The 19,026-nt window shown below is 37.5% G+C and carries 21 protein-coding genes and 1 pseudogene; 13 read left to right on the top strand and 9 right to left on the bottom strand.

What is annotated here, in order from left to right; genetic code table 11:
* Nucleotides 1-48: 48 nt before the first annotated feature.
* The 4 genes from N3I35_19220 to N3I35_19235 form a co-directional block, all read right to left on the bottom strand.
* Entirely contained in the window at nucleotides 49-729 is a 681-nt protein-coding gene (locus tag N3I35_19220) for an IS3 family transposase (protein MCX8132212.1), read from the bottom strand.
* Nucleotides 730-757: 28 nt separating this feature from the next.
* Nucleotides 758-1,276 carry a putative toxin-antitoxin system toxin component, PIN family gene (locus N3I35_19225; protein ID MCX8132213.1) on the bottom strand — a complete coding sequence of 173 codons (519 nt, stop codon included), beginning with the start codon at nucleotides 1,274-1,276 and terminating at the stop codon, nucleotides 758-760.
* 101 nt (nucleotides 1,277-1,377) lie between these two features.
* Nucleotides 1,378-1,593: a hypothetical protein gene (locus N3I35_19230; protein ID MCX8132214.1), complete on the bottom strand. Its 216-nt coding sequence runs from the start codon at nucleotides 1,591-1,593 to the stop codon at nucleotides 1,378-1,380.
* 78 nt (nucleotides 1,594-1,671) lie between these two features.
* A complete protein-coding gene (locus N3I35_19235) occupies nucleotides 1,672-1,854 on the bottom strand; it encodes a hypothetical protein (GenBank protein ID MCX8132215.1) in 183 nt (60 codons plus the stop codon).
* Nucleotides 1,855-2,220: 366 nt separating this feature from the next.
* On the opposite strand from N3I35_19235, the gene N3I35_19240 reads away from it, so the two are divergent.
* On the top strand, nucleotides 2,221-2,925 hold the full coding sequence (locus N3I35_19240) for a hypothetical protein (protein ID MCX8132216.1): 705 nt from the start codon (nucleotides 2,221-2,223) through the stop codon (nucleotides 2,923-2,925).
* A 98-nt stretch (nucleotides 2,926-3,023) separates the two neighbouring features.
* Complete coding sequence (locus tag N3I35_19245; GenBank protein MCX8132217.1) at nucleotides 3,024-3,248, top strand: hypothetical protein; 225 nt, start codon at nucleotides 3,024-3,026, stop codon at nucleotides 3,246-3,248.
* 140 nt (nucleotides 3,249-3,388) lie between these two features.
* On the opposite strand, the pseudogene N3I35_19250 reads toward N3I35_19245, so the two are convergent.
* Nucleotides 3,389-3,448: pseudogene (locus N3I35_19250) on the bottom strand (thioredoxin domain-containing protein).
* A gap of 342 nt (nucleotides 3,449-3,790) precedes the next feature.
* On the opposite strand from N3I35_19250, the gene N3I35_19255 reads away from it, so the two are divergent.
* The 4 genes from N3I35_19255 (at nucleotide 3,791) to N3I35_19270 (ending at nucleotide 6,977) form a co-directional block, all read left to right on the top strand.
* Entirely contained in the window at nucleotides 3,791-4,351 is a 561-nt protein-coding gene (locus N3I35_19255; protein MCX8132218.1) for a sigma-70 family RNA polymerase sigma factor, read from the top strand.
* On the top strand, nucleotides 4,348-5,331 hold the full coding sequence (locus tag N3I35_19260) for a hypothetical protein (GenBank protein ID MCX8132219.1): 984 nt from the start codon (nucleotides 4,348-4,350) through the stop codon (nucleotides 5,329-5,331). The genes N3I35_19255 and N3I35_19260 overlap by 4 nt, the downstream gene beginning before the upstream one ends.
* 312 nt (nucleotides 5,332-5,643) lie before the next feature.
* Nucleotides 5,644-6,534: an AraC family transcriptional regulator gene (locus tag N3I35_19265; GenBank protein ID MCX8132220.1), complete on the top strand. Its 891-nt coding sequence runs from the start codon at nucleotides 5,644-5,646 to the stop codon at nucleotides 6,532-6,534.
* A gap of 20 nt (nucleotides 6,535-6,554) precedes the next feature.
* Nucleotides 6,555-6,977, top strand: a complete 423-nt coding sequence (locus tag N3I35_19270) for a DUF3788 domain-containing protein (protein ID MCX8132221.1) — start codon at nucleotides 6,555-6,557, stop codon at nucleotides 6,975-6,977.
* Nucleotides 6,978-7,252: 275 nt separating this feature from the next.
* On the opposite strand, the gene N3I35_19275 is transcribed toward N3I35_19270, so the two are convergent.
* Nucleotides 7,253-8,299 (bottom strand): beta-lactamase family protein, encoded by a 1,047-nt coding sequence (locus tag N3I35_19275; GenBank protein ID MCX8132222.1) that lies wholly within the window; start codon nucleotides 8,297-8,299, stop codon nucleotides 7,253-7,255.
* A gap of 69 nt (nucleotides 8,300-8,368) precedes the next feature.
* Entirely contained in the window at nucleotides 8,369-9,193 is an 825-nt protein-coding gene (locus N3I35_19280) for a MerR family transcriptional regulator (GenBank protein ID MCX8132223.1), read from the bottom strand.
* A 393-nt stretch (nucleotides 9,194-9,586) separates the two neighbouring features.
* Between N3I35_19280 and N3I35_19285 the strand changes: the two genes are divergently transcribed.
* The 4 genes from N3I35_19285 to N3I35_19300 all read left to right on the top strand — a co-directional run bounded on the left by N3I35_19285 (nucleotide 9,587) and on the right by N3I35_19300 (nucleotide 13,761).
* Nucleotides 9,587-10,267, top strand: a complete 681-nt coding sequence (locus N3I35_19285) for a DUF5680 domain-containing protein (GenBank protein ID MCX8132224.1) — start codon at nucleotides 9,587-9,589, stop codon at nucleotides 10,265-10,267.
* A gap of 225 nt (nucleotides 10,268-10,492) precedes the next feature.
* Entirely contained in the window at nucleotides 10,493-11,299 is an 807-nt protein-coding gene (locus tag N3I35_19290; protein MCX8132225.1) for a CPBP family intramembrane metalloprotease, read from the top strand.
* Nucleotides 11,300-11,461: 162 nt separating this feature from the next.
* Complete coding sequence (locus tag N3I35_19295) at nucleotides 11,462-13,129, top strand: methyl-accepting chemotaxis protein (protein ID MCX8132226.1); 1,668 nt, start codon at nucleotides 11,462-11,464, stop codon at nucleotides 13,127-13,129.
* Between the two features lie 80 nt (nucleotides 13,130-13,209).
* Nucleotides 13,210-13,761, top strand: a complete 552-nt coding sequence (locus N3I35_19300; protein ID MCX8132227.1) for a GNAT family N-acetyltransferase — start codon at nucleotides 13,210-13,212, stop codon at nucleotides 13,759-13,761.
* Nucleotides 13,762-13,957: 196 nt separating this feature from the next.
* Here the strand turns inward: N3I35_19300 and N3I35_19305 are convergent, their stop codons facing one another.
* Nucleotides 13,958-14,842: a LysR family transcriptional regulator gene (locus N3I35_19305; protein ID MCX8132228.1), complete on the bottom strand. Its 885-nt coding sequence runs from the start codon at nucleotides 14,840-14,842 to the stop codon at nucleotides 13,958-13,960.
* 171 nt (nucleotides 14,843-15,013) lie between these two features.
* Between N3I35_19305 and N3I35_19310 the strand changes: the two genes are divergently transcribed.
* From N3I35_19310 to N3I35_19320, 3 genes are all read left to right on the top strand, one after another.
* Nucleotides 15,014-15,361 (top strand): cupin domain-containing protein, encoded by a 348-nt coding sequence (locus N3I35_19310; protein ID MCX8132229.1) that lies wholly within the window; start codon nucleotides 15,014-15,016, stop codon nucleotides 15,359-15,361.
* 323 nt (nucleotides 15,362-15,684) lie between these two features.
* Entirely contained in the window at nucleotides 15,685-16,011 is a 327-nt protein-coding gene (locus N3I35_19315; protein MCX8132230.1) for a hypothetical protein, read from the top strand.
* Nucleotide 16,012: 1 nt separating this feature from the next.
* Nucleotides 16,013-16,519: a hypothetical protein gene (locus N3I35_19320; GenBank protein ID MCX8132231.1), complete on the top strand. Its 507-nt coding sequence runs from the start codon at nucleotides 16,013-16,015 to the stop codon at nucleotides 16,517-16,519.
* Nucleotides 16,520-16,604: 85 nt separating this feature from the next.
* Here the strand turns inward: N3I35_19320 and N3I35_19325 are convergent, their stop codons facing one another.
* A complete protein-coding gene (locus N3I35_19325; GenBank protein MCX8132232.1) occupies nucleotides 16,605-18,965 on the bottom strand; it encodes a glycoside hydrolase family 31 protein in 2,361 nt (786 codons plus the stop codon).
* Nucleotides 18,966-19,026: the final 61 nt, after the last annotated feature.

Here is a 19,026-nt window from a genome sequence, read left to right on the forward strand (position 1 = left end):
GCCTTACTCCGCAATTGTAGACAATGAGAATCTCTCAATCTCACTCTTTCACCTAATTGCTATTATGCCGGTTCCTTTTAATTTACCCCAGAAGGATTCCATTGGAGCGTTATCATAGCAATTGCCTTTTCGGCTCATACTGCATATAATACCGTGCTTTTCAAGAAGCTTCTGGTATTCCTTGCTAGCATACTGGACGCCACGGTCTGAATGTACTAATAATCCCTTTGATGCTCTTGTTCTTCCAATAGCTTGTTTTAAATCAGATACTACAAGTTCTGTTTTCATACGGCTGTCCATCGACCAACCAATCAACTTCCGTCCATAAAGATCCATAACTCCTGCAAGATATAGCCAGCCTTCCTCAGTCCAGATATATGTAATATCACTTACCCATTTTTGATTTGATTTTTCTGCTGTAAAACACTGGTTTAATAGATTTTCTGCTACCGGAAGGTTGTGCTTAGAGTTTGTAGTTGCCTTGTACTTCTTGACTGTCTTTGAACGAATCCCGTTAGCTCGCATAATCCTTGCTACACGCCCTAAACTTACATTCTGATCATCAGGTAAATTCCTCTTAATCTGTGGTGCACCATAGATTTTATGACTGCCCTCATGAATCTGCTTGATAGTTTCAAGAAGCTTTTTGTTTTCTTGGCTGCGCCTGCTTTCAGGCCTATTCAAATATGCATAATATCCGCTTCTTGACACATTAAGGGCCTTACACATCTTTGCAATCCGAAATTTGAAGCGGTGTTCATGGATAAATCTTAACTTTGTTATTTCTGATTTTTCGCAAAGTAGGCCGCAGCTTTTTTAATATCTCATTCTCCTCTTTGAGATCTGCAAGCTCACGACGAAGCCTTCTAAGTTCTTCATCTTCAGGTTTCAAGTTGCCACTGCCAGGGAAGGCATTACTGTCATCCTGCTTATAATACTTTACCCAGTCTCTTACTGTAGAATAGTGGGTATCAAGTTCTTCAGCCATTTTACTAAATGCGACAGGACTTAATATCTTAATCCAACGGTATGGGTCTAATATGAGTAAATCTTCATCACCCGTTATAATGAAATCGGCATTTCCATAAACCGTTGCTTCCAGTATCATATTATCCTTTTCATCTCGACAGTCATTTATCCTTCCGTAGTTTGAAGGTACGATGGTTTTTAAGCTTAACAGGCTAATAAATTCGTCAAGCTCATGGGGATGAATATATTTACTAAACTTAGGACGTTGCAAAACGGTCTTTACTTCCTGTAATTGCTCATGGGACATGATAAGTGAATACTGCCCCGTAAATACGTCCCTGACAATCAGTTTTGCATTTTTTACTTCCGAGGAATGCACTCACAAATATATTTGTATCAACTACGACTTTATATTTTTCCATGGTTGTTGCTCCTGACTTCTTCAACCTCTTTTGTGATTTCATCCATTGAAATGGAGAACTTTTCAGCCCTTTCATTCACGGTATCAAGGAAGTCAAGCAGCTTGCCGTTGATTTCATCATTCATTTTCTTATATATTATCTTTTTCTCATCTGGGGTCAGCGTATCAATAAGCTCCATTACCTTCTGTACATTGCTTTCCATGGGTCAACATCACCTTTCACAATCTTGTTAATAGTATACCACTAATCAGGTAATTTAGCGATAAAGAAAACGCCAGCTTTACGCTGACGCCCTTTTATTTGCGATGTCTGTGACGATATCGTAAACTTTATTCGCAAACCTTTTTAGTGCAATATTTGACGGTTTGTTGAAAACTACGGTAAAGTTTTGATTTCCATTTCTGTATTTAGTGGTTGTATTAGCGTCTGCAGTCTGTTCGCTTAACCATATATCTATATCCATAACTATACTTTAAAAGCATTGCAAAGCAATATAACGGAATTTTAAAAAGATAAACGGAGTAATATAGGGAAATAAGCGCTATAATACTTCTGATTTCCACTTTAAAGGGCGATATATCCACCATAAATTGTTTACCGTTGGTATTAACTATAATAAAAAGATTGAAAGGCTTTAGGGAATAACCATCCATGAAAAGGTTCCTTCATAACTCTTGATAATAAAAACGGTGTCGGCTGACCTTGTAATGGTAAGACTTGTGAGTGAAATGAGCCAAGCTTGAATAATTAATTATGGAAACGTGGTACTAACAGTTAATGACCTTCATATTATGCAGTAGTAAATATTACATGATTTGAGGGATAATCTATGATAATAGATATGAAAGTCGGAGATGTAAATGGTGATATGATTCCAGATAGGGTGTACCTGACTGGAAATAAGGATCAAAACTCCTTCTATAAGGATTTCATGCTGGTCATTGATGACGGAAAATCCGGGTATAGATATTCCATACCGCTTTCACCCGATTATAACTACAGTGCAGCTCCATGGATTTTTCTCGGTGACTTCACCGGCGACAGGGTGGAGGATATTTTTATAAGCTTGCCCTTAGGAGGAGCCAGGGCTGTTTACTATTTGGTCTCCTTTTTAAATAACCGGGCTGTTTTTCTAATTGCTCCTGATAAATTTCCTGTAGACTATGATACGCTTTCAAAAACGCTGGGTTTTGATGTAATTTATAAGGATTTTTACAAGGTTGATATCACCAGCAAAACATTAAATCAAACTATTACTCTTGATGTAAGCGACAGGAAAGAAGTCTATGAGGGCGTGATATACAACAAGGACGGGACATTGATTAGGCCATATAACGGATTTGTTCTTTACTCGCCGTATCTTTATCCAATCAAAATTGATAGAAGTGTGCCATATAAACTGATGGCAATGGATGACATCGCAGGAATGTCACACGCAGACTCACTTGGTGAACTGGTATATTACTGGAGATATTCAGGCAGTCAGCAAACATGGATACTTGATCCGGAACAGGCGCAAGTGTTGATTGAGTAGTAAGAGTTTATATTTCAATATACTTTTATAAAGATATGACCTTATACTGGCGATATCTTATGTTAATCTGAATACACTGTAACAGGAGGTGATTCCATATGCCTTGGCAGCAAAAACTTCAGTTTTTAATAAACCAACCTGTAGGTGTGTCTCTAATGAACGGACAAGGTGTTTCAGGTATACTTTGCTACGTTGCCAACGGAGAAATATACTTACTTGAGTATTTATACCAATCCCAATTTGCAACAAAACATTATTCCTTTAGCCAGATTCGGGATATAAATCCATTTCCACCATGTCATAATGGGCCATGGGTCTATTAACTTCATCACAGTACTAAGTCATTTAAGAAGGAGTGTTCCAGGACACTCCTTCAATATTATCTTTTAATAAAACGTGAGGCTGTTTTTGTAAACCTTGTAAATCACGTATTTTCTAATTACTGTTCATAACGTAAATGGCACTAGTGGCATGAGTAATAGCCTATGTTTAGAAGTATTGGCTTATCTTCCTCCTTAGCCTTTTCAGAAGCTTAACTTACCCATGGACACCAGCCTGCCTTACAAAGCAGATTATTGATAGGATAACGTATGTAAGGCTAAAGTAGGACACAGAAATTAAGATTGACTTTCTATAAGGCTCGAGGGAGAGCTTCCTTGGGCATTATTTTTTAATGTTTTTATGATATGATATAACCATATTTGGCATTTACAGGATAATGCGAAGTTAAGAAAACTTGTATTAGCTTCTAAGGGATGTCTGCTTTGATTGACAGCCTTCCTAAATATTTTATACTAGTGCAACCAGTAGTAAAATTTGTTGTACATATAGTTAGAGGCTATAAACTATAAAAGGGGGTGGTTATGTGGAAGACAGTGAAATTGTACAGTTGTATTGGAATCGCATAGAAACTGCTATATTAGAAACATCATTGAAATATGGGAAGTACTGCAGGAAGATTGCTTTTAATATTCTTTCCAATGATGAAGATGCTGAAGAATGTGTAAATGATACATACCTTAAGGCATGGAACTCGATTCCACCGAATAAGCCTTTTGCTCTTTCATCCTACCTGGGAAAGATCACACGTAACTTATCTCTAAATAAATATAAGCAAAGCAATGCAAAAAAGCGTGGTAATGGTGAAGTGGCTCTTGCACTTGATGAACTACAGGAATGCATACCGGCTGTGGGTAGTATCGAGCAGGAACTGGAGAACGACATAATAGCTCAGGCAATTAACTGCTTTCTCTGGACACTTGAAAAGGTGGAATGCAATATCTATCTGCGACGATATTGGTATCTGGATTCGATTTCGGCGATATCTGAGCAGTATAAAATCAGTAAGAGCAAAGTAAAGTCTATGCTATACCGCACTCGTAAAAAAATGAGATGTTACCTTGAGAAAGAAGGGATTACATTATGAAAAATGAAAGACTGCTTGATATTATTGGAATGGTCGATGATAAACTAATTAGCAGAGCGGATGAAGATAATGTGGGAATAAAATCCCATCATAAATATAAATGGTCAAAATGGACTGTACTAGCTGCAAGTCTAACATTGATTTTTGTAGCAAGTCTAACTGCATTTGCTGCTTCTTCTGAATTTAGGGCACTTCTGGCTGAAGTACTTCATTTAAATAGAGAAGACACGCATTACATAGGACTCTCGGATAGTGATAATGGTGTAACCATGAGAGTTGTTTCTTCGCATGTATGTAATAACACAGCTGTTGTATTGTTCACCTTTAAGAAAGATAACGGTAAGGCATTTGGAAATGGTATAAATCCCAGTATTAATCTCTGTGATAAAAAAGGGAAAAACATTTTTGATTCTGGTATGGCTGGAGGTATTTATACAGAACTTTCAGAAGATCATAAAACTTTACTTTGCTTCTACACATGGAGCTTTCCAAGAGGTTTTTCCGAAAAGGCTGTCAGCCTAAAGGTTGATGAACTACGCTGCAACTGGTCCGAGATAGCAGGCAAGACGTGGCCTGATGAGCTTATTCGTGGTAATTGGTCTGTGGAATTCGAACTAATGGAAGATATAGATAACACGGTAACCATACTAAATTCCAATAAATCAAAAACTGTTGCAATGTGCGGTAAGACTCTGCAGATTGACAGTATCTCGATGACAGATATGCTCTTAATTGTCAATACTACTACTCTGAGTGATTCCGGTATGCCCGTTGACATTTTAAGTAATGTAAGTACAGCTAGCGGCTCATATTATGGAGTATATATCCAGCTAACTTATGCTGATGGAAGTGTGTCCGAACGAAAAGACTGCTCCCTTGATGAAAATGGAAACATAATCGCTTGGTTCCCTGAAACAATCCTAATGGATAAAGTTGAGAAGATACATGTTGGCGAACTAATTGTGAATATTGCAAAGTAGATTGTCTGCTGTGATTATATGAGTGATTGTCAATACAATACTTGATAGTCAAAAGCTTAACTTGCCCATGGATACCAGCCTGCCTTGCAAAGCAGATTATTGATAGGATAACGTATGTAAGGCTAAAGCAGGACACAGAAATTAAGATTGACTTTCTATAAGGCTCAGAGAACAATACCATTGAGCTTATTTTTTGAAAAATATATTAAAGATATTGATTTCAGAATTGACCTATAAATTGTAATAGGGCAGTGTAAGTCAAGACATTTTTAGGGATATCCTGTTATGATTGTAGCAGGAGGTGTACATACTATGGAATCATGGGAATCAGTACAACAAACGATAGAATTTATTGAAAAGAACTTATCTGAGGAAATTGGAGCTAAAAAATTGTCACAGATAGCAAATTTATCGCCCTTTTATTATCAGAGATTATTTAGACGTTTGGTAGGAAAACCCTTAATGGAGTATGTGAAGCTGCGCCGGTTGGCAAAAGCAGCTGAATCTTTAATTAATGGGAATGAGCGGATAATTGATGTTTGCTTGGCATTTGGCTTTGAAAATCATGAAACCTTTACACGTTCATTTAAGGAAGCCTATGGTTTAGCGCCTGATACTTACCGTAAGCAACCAAGACCCTTATCGCATTTTATCAAGCCGGACTTATCTATGAAATACCGATTGATAGATGAAAATGTACCATTGGTAGCTGATGGCATTATTCTGGAAGCGAGCCGCCGCAATTTACTTGAGTCTCGAGGTTTTGCAGGATTATTCATTGATACCGTATTTTCCAATAACCCAAGTATAGACTTCTTAGCGGAGTTATGGCAAAATTTTCACAGTAAAAAACGTAATATTGTCAATATAAAAGAAGGTGGAAAAGAAATAGGTGTTGGAAGTCCAAGTGAAATTGATGGCCAACTCCGGTATTTTGTAGGTGTAGAGACAGACGGTGCAAAAGTTCAGGATGAATTTGCCTATTTTGAAATGCCTATTGGGAACTATGTGATCTGTGCTTTTGAAGCAGAGGATTTAAACCTTCTTACGACAGATGCATTGGATAAAGCAGTTAAGTATATGTATGGTACTTGGCTTGTAAACAAAAAAATAAAGACAGACCCGTTCATGGTAGAGGTATATTCTGATACATTACAGGAAGAAGCTGCTATGGAACTATGGTTTAAAATAGCAAGTAACTAATTAAGGTGGATAAAATAATTATGTGGAGTGAGCTTTATAGCATAGATAATAAACCAACATTGGAAGGTATAAATGATTTTGTTAATAGTGAACTGTGGAAGGAGTTCTGTATATTTTTAGAAGATAATTACACTGTGCTACCCAGGATAGAATACAGTAAATGTTCGATTCAGAAAGGTTGGAACGTAAAGTATAAAAAGGCTAGTAAATCACTGTGTACTCTTTATCCTATGAAGGGCTATTTTATTATACTTATCGTCATTGGTGAAAAGGAGCAAATAGAGTCAGAATTGATTATGCCAACTTGTACAGTGTATGTTCAACAATTATTTCTTGAAACAGCGTCTGCGTTAGGTGGTAAATGGCTTATGATAGAAGTAAGAGATAGAGATGTTTTGGAAGATGTATTGAAGTTAATAAGAATTAGAGTAAATAAAAAGTAATTCTGTAAAAAAAGAAGTTTATTTATATAGAGTGTATAGAAAAGGATGAAAACATGAGAGCTGAAGATTAGAAGCAGGATTAGGAAAAAACCGTACAATTCATTCAGAAAGCGCAGAACGCTCCTCTGAGGTATTTATATGAAGAACAGATTTGTGCAAAGGCTTACCTAGCTATACCACACACTGTGGGAATACTATAAATTCAGGGAAGCATAAATACTTCCCTGATAAACCAATACCTGCCTTCATCATTGCCAGACATGCTGGCAGTAAGTTTAATCTATTATAGCCGGAATAATGAATTCCTTAATCAGTGTCCATCTATCACGGGGATTAATGATGAATCCTGATGCAATTACTACGACCAGGTCTTTTTCTGGAATACAACAAATAACATTACCGCCATCACCTCGTGCCATGCATGCAGAAGTTCCATCCTCTTCGTGCAACCACCAGAGATAGCCGTATTTGGCTATAGACCCGTCTATCAGTGTCTCGGAATGTGGAGCTGTAGACTCATCAATCCATCCCTCTGAAATAACCGGTTTGTTTTCCCAAAAACCGCGATTTATATACAGAAATCCGAAACGTGCCATATCACGGGGAATCAGTGTAAGTCCCCAGCCTCCTGTGGAGTTGCTGCCCGGGTCTTTGACCCATCCTTTGACGTTTTTGCCGAATAAATCCTCAAACCCGAACGAGTTCATTTCATAATCCGGAATTTCTTTTATGCCGATGTGCTTAAATAAGTGTTCATTGGCAAATTGACGGGCACTTTTTCCCGTACTGCGGGTGATTATGGCTGAAAGCAGATGAACTCCTGAGGTGGAATACTTAAAGGTTCCAATGCTTCCTTGTTGGCCCAGCATATCCAAAGTATACTTTATCCAGTCAGGTGACATACACATCTTGTCCAGCGGTTCGTTCCAGTCCTCATATGGGTAGGGAGCCGTCATGGTGAGAAGGTGGCGTATTGTGATTTCCTGTTTCTGTCTATCAGCATCGTTGGGAAAATATTCGGGGAAAAAATCCAGTACCTTCTGGTCTACACTATTAATATATCCTGAATCTATGGCTATACCTATGAGAGCAGATATTATACTTTTCGTTACTGATGTCACATGGTGGGTATCATCCGGGCTATAACCATTAAAATATTTTTCATAAGCAATATATCCGTTTCTCACAACAACAATACCATTTATATTGCTGTATTCGGATTTTAACTTGGTTTCAAGTCCCGAAAACTTCTCAGAGTCGATCCCCAGGGACGCTGGATCCGCGGTTTGCCATTCTGTAGTTGGCCAGTAGTTTCTTTTCATTATAAGTACCTCCTAAAAGACTTTTTTGTCTAGTATGACGAGCGATCTGGAAAATGTCTGGTTTTGTTACTATTTTTTCTTTACAGGAAAATACACTTCTGTAATAATATCATAAGGATGGGTGGCTTTATCGGGGTCAGTTATATACACTTCATATGGCGATTTCGTCATTTCATATCCTTCATTTTCTACCCATTCCTTCAGTCTGGCATAAATCGATGTCAATTCCGAATATGACCCCTTTAAAACGGACTTAGCACAAAGGCCCCCAGGCAAATCTCTCGTTCCCTTTACAGCCTCCTTTATCGGGATGGCAAACTCAGTATCATTGCCGGCAGGATTGTATTCAGTGCTGTGATAAATAGTCATTGGCTTACCGAGCAGGGTGAGTTTTTCAGTAGCAATTTTTTCATAAAGCATGTTGAAATACTTTCCATATCCTGCAGCATAGTCATCACTGCTCATCATCTGCCTTGTATAAAGGATATTTATTGACAGGGTTTCAAAAAGCTGTACTTCTATATTGTCGATGTATGACATAATTGGTATACCCTTCTCTAAGCTTAAAATATCATTACTCATTTGCTTAAGGATATATTCAAAAGCATCTAGCTTTTCCTGCATTTCCCTTCTCTTACGGTTGAGGGCAGAACAAAGCTTCTCTTCTGATTGATCCTCTTCCAGGTCCAGAATGGCTTTTATTTCCTCCAAAGAAAAATCATAGGATTTCAAACGGTTGATAAAGAGCATCTTTTTTAGCTGCTTGATGGAATAATATCTATAACCGTTTTCAGGATTAACTTCATCGGGATTAATCAATCCAATTTCAGCATAATATCGAAGGGTTTTTGTAGACACCTCGCATATTTTTGAGAATTCTCCAATCGATAGCAAGAGGCCACCTCCATCTTTCATGTATTTACGGACTAAAAGCTTTAAGTATCGATACTTTGTTAACTTCTACTATACACCTTACCCTAAGGGCAAAGTCAACTGCAAAAAAAATGGTGCTTCTTTAGTCAGATGCAAAGACGATCGTGGTAAACCTCGAGATTCCAGCAGAAGAAAAGAACCGGCTTGCCAAATAGATAGCCGATAAAATCAGCAATGTGAGACTGACGCAAGAGCAGAAATCAAAGTTGACTTTCTATAAGGCTCGGGAGATAATTCTCTTGAGTATTATTTTTGAATATCTCATATTTTGCAACTGGTAGTTGTCATACTTACCATCATTGCTTGGTAGAATTATTGTTTTTACTGTTGTATTCTTAAGTCGGGGTGATGAATATGAAATTTCAGGATAAATTACAATTGTTGAGAAAAGAAAAAGGTATTTCTCAAGAAAAGTTAGCAGAAAAAGTCGGAGTATCAAGACAAGCTGTTGCAAAATGGGAGGCGGGCCAATCATATCCAGATATAGGAAACCTAATTGTCCTGAGCGATTTATTCAGAATAAGTATTGATAAACTTATAAAAGATTATGGTGACGAAAACTGTTCAGGTGAGAATTCTAAACACCAACATTTTTTTGATGAAAATGTAATAGAATTCTTATGTCGTGCAAAAAAAGCAACTTATGCAGGTAAAGGAGCAGAAACTATCCCTTCAAGACCTAATTCCCACGACTTGCAATACATAGAGAAGGATTTAAAGTATATTGATACATACTTGGGGAGTGAAAAATTTGCCGGAGAAGAAGCATTGTGGCTTAATGATAAACCATTTTGGTCAATGAACTATATTGGACGTATTGTTAATGAAGGCTTCTCAGGAGATTTTTTAAAGGAGTGTCTATTATTAGTACCAAAAGAATATCCATATCGTGGGCCACTAGTACACCAAAATGGAGATTTTAGGTATCATTGCGTAATAAATGGGGAATTTGAGTGGTTTACTGGTTATGAAGAAATATTCTGTGGTGGCACTAAAGTTTATGAGTGTGTTTTCCACGGTGGTTCAGTAAAATAAAGTAAAAAAATAATTCTGCTCATTTTCAACTCTGTTATCAGTGTGTAGTAATAACTCATTTTAGTTATCTTCCCCAAATATCCTTGCATATTACTCAATGGCACACTCCTCTGACATGCTTAATTATAGTGTTTTCTTGTGAGAAGTATTTGCAGAAGAAATCAGACAAGGGATAAGCTATTCCGTATACATCTTCAGATATGGATATTTTGAGAGGAGATTTGTATGTATAGAAATAATAATTTTAAAAGACCTGTAATAAAGTTTTTCATGCTAACGTATTTGATTTTCTGGGTACTTTTTATATTAACAGGTGGGATAATAATGCTGAATGGTCCAAAACTCATTCAAAATATTATGCCGATAATTTGTTCGTGGTCACCAAGCTTTGCTTTTTTAGTATTATACAAAAGGCTATATCCTGATTTGGCACTTAGAGAATTTTTGAAAGAGCAATTTTTTTCAGCGGTAAAAATTCCGGTATTAGTTGCTATAGCTTTTATTTACATAATCATATTTTTAGCTAATATATTTTCTTATTCAATTATGACTAATATCCCAATTTCTTCAGTTGTAACAGCATCATCAACTGTTATCATACTTGGCTTTTTCAATCAACTGATAAGAGGACCGTTGGGTGAAGAGTTAGGTTGGAGGGGTTATGCATTAAATGAATTACAGAAAAGGTTTTCGCCTGTGTTTTCTGCTGTTATAATTGGAGCGGTTTGGGGATTCTGGCATACACCATTATGGTTTGTAGCATCAGGGTATTCAGGGGATAAGCTAATCCAATATATTGCTCTGTTTATGGTATGTATTATTTCAACATCAATTATTATAACTGCTTTTTACAATTTAAATAGAAATCTTCTGATACCTATTATTATTCACCAGTTATTTAATTTTTTCATTTCAATTATTAAGCTGGATACACTTCAGATTTTTTATTTCATAGCTCCAGTATATTTAGTTTTCGCAGTTTTATTGGTAATTGTTAACCCCAAAAAGGTTTTGCACGGAATGAGGAAATAAAGACATGCAATTCAATAACAGTGTTTTCCGCCACGGGCAGCTTACGGATAAATGCACGGGCCTGATAAAATATACCAATATATATTTTATATATTTTTTGGTAAAACATTATGTCAAATGATATAATGTTTATTATAATTGAATAACAGGGGGTAAATGCAGATGAAATTTATTAAAAGCATGTCCATTAGAATCAGACTGATTATTATTCTAGTTGTAGCCATTACCCTGACAAGCGGCAGTATAACCGCTGTTTTGATCTTAAGGCAAAGTAAAAGCATGGAAAGCCAGATGTATATTGATGCGTCAAATATTGCAAAAGTATATCAGGTAGCATTGCAAAACATAGCACAAAATTCCAATAGTTTTGAAGATGTCCAAAAACTGACGGAAACCATTGGGAATTCTATGGGTATTTCATATGCAGTTTTAATGAGTTCAGAATATAAGGGGTTGGCAGACAGTAACCCGGCTGATATCGGGAAGAATTATGCCGACGATCCAGCGACTGTTAAGACAGTGAAAGACAGGGAAATAAGCAAAAGCTTCTGGACAAATGTAAAAGGTATAAGGATACTAGACTATCAGACACCTGTGGATTTGACAATAGATGGTAAACGTATAGCTTCAATAGACATCGGGTTATCATTGGACACGCTGAACAAGTCAATTGAAAAGTCTGCAAAAGAGAGTATTTTATACCTGCTTGGATTCATAATATTATTTTCAATTGCCACAAGCATTCCATTGACAGTATTGATAATAAAACCTGTGAAATCCGGTGAGAAAATCTCAATGGCAATAGCAGAAGGTGATCTGACGGCTACGGCAAAAGTATATTTTGCAGATGAAATCGGTAGAATGGTCGAATCCATGATAATAGCTAAAGACAAGCTTAAAGGTATGATAGGGCAGATACAAGTTTCATCAAAGCAGGTTACATCATCCAGTGAGCAGCTGGATTCAGCAATTAGTGAAGTGAATGTTGGTATTGAGAATATCACCAGAGGAATAGATAATATGACCCAGGAGTTCAGTGCAAATGCTGAGTCTGTAAAGCAAACCACGCAAGCAGTTGTTATGATTGCAAAAAATTCTCAGAAAGCAGCTGAAGCATCCTCAAATGTCGCTGAATACACTCAGATTGTAAGAAAGTCAGCTGTTAACGGCAAGGAATCTGTTGAAGATATTGTAAAAATTATTAATGATATATCTGAATCTTCAAAAGACGTTCAGAATGTAATTAAAGAACTGGAGACTTCCACTGTTAAAATCAGCCATATCGTAAAGGTTATATCACAGATATCCGAGCAGACAAATCTTCTAGCCCTCAATGCGGCTATAGAAGCTGCAAGAGCGGGGGAACAGGGCAAAGGTTTTGCTGTGGTTGCAGAGGAGGTAAGAAAACTTGCGGAGCAGAGCAGGGAATCCTTGAAAGATATAGTTGAACTCACAAATGATATCATAGGTAAAACAGGTAATGTTGTCACCGTTGTTTCTGCAACGGAACAAAAGGTACAGGATAGCGTCAGAAAGGCGGATACAACAAAGCGCAATATTGATGAAATAATTACAAGTATCCATAATGTAATAGAAAAAATATCAGAGATTTCATCTATTGTTAAGGAACAAGCAGCAGAAATGGGGGAAATGAGCACCTCCATGGACAGGATAAACGAGTCGGCCAACAAAGGCTCGGAAACAGCGCAGGAAATGAGTGCAAATATACAGGAACAGGTAAGCATACTTGAGGAGATAGGTACAACAACTCACGAAATGAAAGCGATGGCAGAGCAGCTCAACAAGCTAACCTCACAGTTCAGGCTATAGGAAGAAAATCTGTAAGCGTATCGTCTTATATTTTGCAACAAGTTGTGACATTTATATTACAGCAAATTGGGGGAAGAAGCATGTATTTGGAAACTGACAGATTAATATTAAGAAAATTTATTTGTGATGACTGGAAGGACCTGCACGAATACCTATCTAACGAAGCAGTAGTAAAATATGAACCATATGATGTTTTTACAGAGGAAGCGTGCAGGCAAGAAGCAGAGAACCGCTCACAAAACGATGCTTTTTGGGCCGTTTGCCTGAAAGAAAACAATAAATTAATAGGAAACGTATATTTTCAGCAGCAAGAGCCTAAAGAATTTCTGACATGGGAGATTGGATATGTTTTTAATCCTTCGTACTATGGAAAAGGTTATGCCACAGAAAGCTGCAGAAAAATAATTGATTATGCGTTTGAGCAGCTGAATGCACGTAGGATTGTAGCTATGTGTAATCCTGAAAACATACCTTCGTGGAAGCTGCTGGAAAGGCTGGAAATGCGGAGAGAAGGGCATCTGAGGGAAAACATATACTTTAAATGTGACAGTCAGGGGAACCCAATCTGGCTTGATACATTTGAATACGCTATATTAGCGGAGGAATGGTTTGGTTTTAATAAAAACGTATAGGTATGCCTATCGGGCATGAGATTTAGACGCAAGAGGCTCTGTATTCCATGATACGGAGCCTCTTGCAGTCCAGGGAAGTTCGACGCTTTAGGAACACCATTTTTTTTGATTGTTTACCGGTAAAGTTTTGTGCGATAGTGAAGGTTTTTCGGACAATATTCGGCTGCTATACTGCTTTTTTAACCTGCAAAGGGATCTAAAGCTTTATTTCATGTATTAATTCTATAAATGCCTTTAACGGTGCGGAAATCCATTTGTTTCTATGATATAGTACCTGGGTTAGTATTTCAAAATCAGGTCCTTTCCAGTTCAGTTTTACCAAACGTTGCTGAAAACACTCTTCCTCTACTGCAACTAAAGGCAATAGAGTAATACCCAGGCCGCTTATAGCCAACTGCTTGATTGCCTGCACATTTCCGGTCTCAATAATTGAATGAGGTCTTATGGAGTATCGGGTCAGCATATTCTCAAAAAGTGCCCTATAACCGCAGCCGGCTTCTGTCAGGATAAATGATTGATTATTCAAATCTTTGGGGTATACACTACCTGCCCGGGCAAGAGGATGCTCGGGCGAAGACAGGATTACCATCGGTTCAGGAAATTGGATTTCTGTAACAAACTCCTCCTGATCTATTTTTTTCTCAAGAAAAAATGCAATGTCTAAAGTATTTTCCTTTAAACTGCGGAGAAACTCATTGCAATTACCAAATCTTAATGCAATCTCAACATTGGGATATCGTGAGCGGTATTCTTTAAGTAATTTTGGCAGCCGCATTACACATAGTGATTCAACTGCTCCAATAGATAGAGTTCCATTAGGTTCATTTGAATTATCCATAACATTTTTTGCCTCATTTGAAAGCTTAACTATTTGTTCGGCAAATGGAAGCAACTTCTTGCCGTCAGGTGTTAATGTAATATTTTGCCCTAACCGGTCAAACAACTTTACTCCGAACTCTTTCTCCAGTAATTGAATTTGTGTGGTTACGGTTGATTGAGCATAATTCAGTTTTTGTGCAGTCAGTGTAAAACTTTGTAATCTGGCTATAGATAAAAAAGTTTTTAGTTGTTTTATATCCAATAATTAAACCTCCACATATCAATAATTTCGAATGTTTACTTCGAAATTATCAATTTTACTGTTCGCTATTCATATGATATCATACTATCAAACAGCAATAAATACCAGAACTTAATGATTTGATTAATTAATACAGAAGAATATAGGATAATTATTAAGGAGAGTGTAAAAATGGTTGATAAAGTAGATTTAAGAGCAAGTGCAAACAGCATTTCTGAGTTATTTAAATATCTCAAAGTAGGACATTTGAATGACCATATGCTAAATATTGTTGTAGCAAAAGACAGGACACTTGATTTTCATATCCACGAAGAATCAGATGAAATGTTTTACATAATTGATGGAAAAATGCAGATGGAATTTGACGATAGTATTGTTGATTTAGCCACAGGAGATTTTATTATTGTTCCAAAAGGCAAACGTCACCGACCGGTTTGCAAGACACTGGTAAAGTGTTTGCTGATTGAAAAGGCAGGAATTTTATCTAAAGCCAATACTGGTGGAACTTATACGGAGTAATCATTGAACCGGTAAAAGCATAATTCATCTTTAGTGGAAATGCAAACCATTCTGGGGTTGCAGGGAGTATGGACTGTTAATACATGTATTCTGTAGGAGGTCGGTATACAATGTCATTGAATATAGAAGAATTGGAAGAATTAATACCAAACTGTTGTGAAATTGGGTTTGCAGACATAGGGAAAAACTATACCGAATGCATACATAAACAAAGCAACTTTATGTAAATTTTAGCATAAACTAATAAAAGAGGATGATTTGTTGAAAATCCGGCTTAATTGCAGTTTATTGAGGGAACTGTATTCATAATAGGGGGGGAATCAATGGCTGATTCTGATTACTGTGATATACCGGCACTTTACTGGACTAAAGACACCCAGATAGGAAAAGTGACAATTACTACAGAACCGACCCCGCTAAGGGTAGGTGCAGAAAATCTGCCCAAAAGAAGGCAGCTATGGGTGGTAAATGACGCAGCCACTTATTTATACCACTCTACTGATCCGGAATTCACTATTGAAAGCGGAAAATATATATTCAATGTACCTGCTGAAGTTATTGTGTATGATTTGAATCCTAATGAAGATTTGACTGTTTATGCCAGAACAAAAGAGTATCCTGTAACTATAAGAGTATTTGAGGTGGTTTAGTATGGCGATTACCAGTTATCAATTCAGAGGGCAGCCGTATTGGCTTGGCTTTGTTTTTGCCGGTCAAGCATTTACTGTTTCGTACAGAACCATGATTCCTGCTGGGGAAAGCCTAAATATCCAGATATCGACAGGTAAAGACACTATTACACACATAACCAACAGGACTGTTGTAAGTCAAGGGGAGCAACTTGGCATAAAGCTGATAAAAAGTCCGGGATTTGTCCCAGGAAGTAAAAGGATACCGGTGATAAACCTTGATGGCAGATCGGGAATACAAGCTGCTACAAATTTTTATACAGATGCTTCAAATATTTATGGGGGAACAGTGCTGGAAGAAAGTATGATTCCACGCTTTGCTTTTGCACAGGGAGGAGCTCCTGTAGAATCCGCACTGTTTGAAAGAATTCTTCAATACAATACGGATTACATCCTGTCGATAACAAATGAGGGTTTTTATCCTACAGGAGTTTCTGTAAACATAGCGTTTTATGAGTCAGGAAACTAGACGATAATGCAAGAATGGGAAAAATAATATGAAGGTGGATTTGAAAATCCTACCTTCATATTTATGGAAACAGGATTGTGCGGTTTTATACCTCCAAATTAATTGTTCCTTCTTCGGCAGGTATGATAAACTCAATAGCGCTACCCTGGATTTTTGACTCTATAGGTGAACCGTTAAAGCAAACTTTAGTGAAATTACTGTCATTATAAACGACTTTAAAGGTCTTATAACTTCCAGCATATCCTTTATGAGGTTTTTCTATCTTAATAACTGTGCTGTCACCAGCATGCTGGGTAAATCTATAATGGTTGTATTTGCCAGCTCTGTATCCGTAACTCTCACCGTCATCCTCATAATGGCAGTAACTGCTGTCTCCGGGGTAGATATCAAGGGTAAGCTCATCTATTTTCTTTTCACCTACATAGTTTTGAGGCGGATAATTCGGAATAACAGCGCCCGCTTTTATGTAGATAGGGCAGACATCCAGAGGAGCATCCCTGAGTATTGCACGTCCGCCTTCTATGGATTCCTTTGTCCAGTAATCGTACCATGTACCTTCAGGAAGGTACAGTGACCTGTATCTCTTTCCCTGTTCTACTACCGGAGCTACAAGTATGCTCCTGCCAAACAGGAATTGATCATTAATTTCATGGACATTTGAATCCTGAGAGTAATGAAGTACCAATGGCCTCATCGGGGGTAAGCCGGTATTTTCACATTCCCACATAAGGTCATACAGGTAAGGAAGCAGTTTATATCTTAATTTTATATATTTTCTGTTTATACATAGTGTTTTTTTGTCAAATGCCCATGGTTCCTGGTCTCTTGTGCCGATAGCCGTATGATTTCTGAAGAGTGTACTGAAGCATCCTACCTGCACCCATCTTGATAAGAGCTCTGCACTGGTATCGGAGAAGAAACCGCCAACATCACAACCACAGAAAGCCTGTCCGCTTAATCCGAGATTCAAAAGCATGGGAATGGATAAGCGAAGATGTTCCCAGGTACTCTGATTGTCACCGGTCCATACTGTGGAATACTTGTGTGTACCGGCATAGCAGGCCCTGGTAATAACAAAAGGACGTTTGCCCGTATGCTTTTTTATTCCCTCAAATGTTGCTTTAGACATAAGATGCCCGTATACATTATGAATCTCTTTATGATTTGTCGGCCTTCCGTCATTTTTGAAGCTTACGTCATCAGGTAAAGGACCTTTAAAGCTTGCAGGTTCATTCATATCATTCCAGATGCCTGATACTCCTGAATCAATCATAATCTTTTGATTCTCTGCCCACCAATCTCTCACCCTGCTGTCAGAAAAATCAGGATATACTGAATCTCCTGGCCAAACTGCATTTACATAAGGTATCCCATCCGGGTCAGTAGCAAAGAAATCATTCTTTAACCCTTCATCATACACTGAATATCCTTTGTCCTTTTTAATACCCGGGTCAATGATGGTAACAATTTTTATTCCGTCTCTTTTCAGCGCTTCCGTAGTTTTCCTGGGGTCGGGAAATCTTTCATTATCCCATGTAAATACCCTGTAGCCGTCCATATAGTCGACATCAAGGTGTATTACATCCAAAGGGATGTCATTTTCCCTGAATCCTTTGGCTATCTCCATAACCCTGGATTCCGGAGCATAAGACCACCTGGATTGATGATATCCCAGAGTCCACATTTGGGGAAGAGGAACAACGCCGGTCAATTTTGTATAATTTGAAATAATCTGGTCTATTTCAGGCCCTGCAATAAAGTAGTAATCAAGATTTCCTTCATCAGCCCCAAAGTAAAAATACTCACTGTTTTCCTTGCCCAAATCAAAATATGACTTGAAAGTATTATCAAAAAATATACCGAAAGCGGATTTCTCTCTAAGTGTTATAAAGAAAGGTATACTTTTGTAAAGGGATTTGTGGGTTTCAACATGAGGTTCGGGGACATCTGAGTTCCACATCTCGTATTCATGGCCCTTTTTGTTGAAATTTCCGGTTTTATCACCCAGACCATAGAATTTTTCGTCGCCAAACAGTTTTTTTATTATTTCAATTTCATGTTTTCCGCTATTTTTTAGAGCAGCATGTCCCTCCGCCTCAGCTATGCTTACATTTCCACGTCTGGTAAAGGGAGCTCTTTCGCCTCTGTAATCCTCGCATAAAAGCAAGCCGCTTTTATCATAGAAATCGACCGCAAAGTTGTCAAAAACCTTTACAGTTAAATCATCTGTCGTTATCTGTATGAATCCGCTTCCGTCCACTGCCTTAAAGTCACACTTTTCTGTGACAGGAGACTCTACGGCTCTTGAGTAGTGGTCGTCATACCTTAACGGTGAAAACACATTTATTATTGCTGAGCTGACAACTTCAATCCTGCCTTCATTTTTTTCAAAGCGTATATATACTTTATTGCCTTTTACTTCAAAATCTAAAATTCTGCCAAACATAAATACCTCCTGAAATACTAGATTAATAGCTTTATATTATTTGATTCTATATTTAAAGTAG

The sequence above is a fragment of the Clostridia bacterium genome (assembly GCA_026414765.1).
Lineage (GTDB): Bacteria > Bacillota > Clostridia > Acetivibrionales > DSM-27016 > SKW86.

Excerpts from the sequence above, each read along its gene's own strand:
- N3I35_19220 (MCX8132212.1), bottom strand. The coding sequence starts at position 729 with ATGTGTAAGGCCCTTAATGTGTCAAGAAGCGGATATTATGCATATTTG.
- N3I35_19225 (MCX8132213.1), bottom strand. The coding sequence starts at position 1,276 with ATGTCCCATGAGCAATTACAGGAAGTAAAGACCGTTTTGCAACGTCCT.
- N3I35_19230 (MCX8132214.1), bottom strand. The coding sequence starts at position 1,593 with ATGGAAAGCAATGTACAGAAGGTAATGGAGCTTATTGATACGCTGACC.
- N3I35_19235 (MCX8132215.1), bottom strand. The coding sequence starts at position 1,854 with ATGGATATAGATATATGGTTAAGCGAACAGACTGCAGACGCTAATACA.
- N3I35_19240 (MCX8132216.1), top strand. The coding sequence starts at position 2,221 with ATGATAATAGATATGAAAGTCGGAGATGTAAATGGTGATATGATTCCA.
- N3I35_19245 (MCX8132217.1), top strand. The coding sequence starts at position 3,024 with ATGCCTTGGCAGCAAAAACTTCAGTTTTTAATAAACCAACCTGTAGGT.
- N3I35_19260 (MCX8132219.1), top strand. The coding sequence starts at position 4,348 with ATGAAAAATGAAAGACTGCTTGATATTATTGGAATGGTCGATGATAAA.
- N3I35_19265 (MCX8132220.1), top strand. The coding sequence starts at position 5,644 with ATGGAATCATGGGAATCAGTACAACAAACGATAGAATTTATTGAAAAG.
- N3I35_19270 (MCX8132221.1), top strand. The coding sequence starts at position 6,555 with ATGTGGAGTGAGCTTTATAGCATAGATAATAAACCAACATTGGAAGGT.
- N3I35_19275 (MCX8132222.1), bottom strand. The coding sequence starts at position 8,299 with ATGAAAAGAAACTACTGGCCAACTACAGAATGGCAAACCGCGGATCCA.
- N3I35_19285 (MCX8132224.1), top strand. The coding sequence starts at position 9,587 with ATGAAATTTCAGGATAAATTACAATTGTTGAGAAAAGAAAAAGGTATT.
- N3I35_19290 (MCX8132225.1), top strand. The coding sequence starts at position 10,493 with ATGTATAGAAATAATAATTTTAAAAGACCTGTAATAAAGTTTTTCATG.
- N3I35_19295 (MCX8132226.1), top strand. The coding sequence starts at position 11,462 with ATGAAATTTATTAAAAGCATGTCCATTAGAATCAGACTGATTATTATT.
- N3I35_19300 (MCX8132227.1), top strand. The coding sequence starts at position 13,210 with ATGTATTTGGAAACTGACAGATTAATATTAAGAAAATTTATTTGTGAT.
- N3I35_19310 (MCX8132229.1), top strand. The coding sequence starts at position 15,014 with ATGGTTGATAAAGTAGATTTAAGAGCAAGTGCAAACAGCATTTCTGAG.
- N3I35_19315 (MCX8132230.1), top strand. The coding sequence starts at position 15,685 with ATGGCTGATTCTGATTACTGTGATATACCGGCACTTTACTGGACTAAA.
- N3I35_19320 (MCX8132231.1), top strand. The coding sequence starts at position 16,013 with ATGGCGATTACCAGTTATCAATTCAGAGGGCAGCCGTATTGGCTTGGC.
- N3I35_19325 (MCX8132232.1), bottom strand. The coding sequence starts at position 18,965 with ATGTTTGGCAGAATTTTAGATTTTGAAGTAAAAGGCAATAAAGTATAT.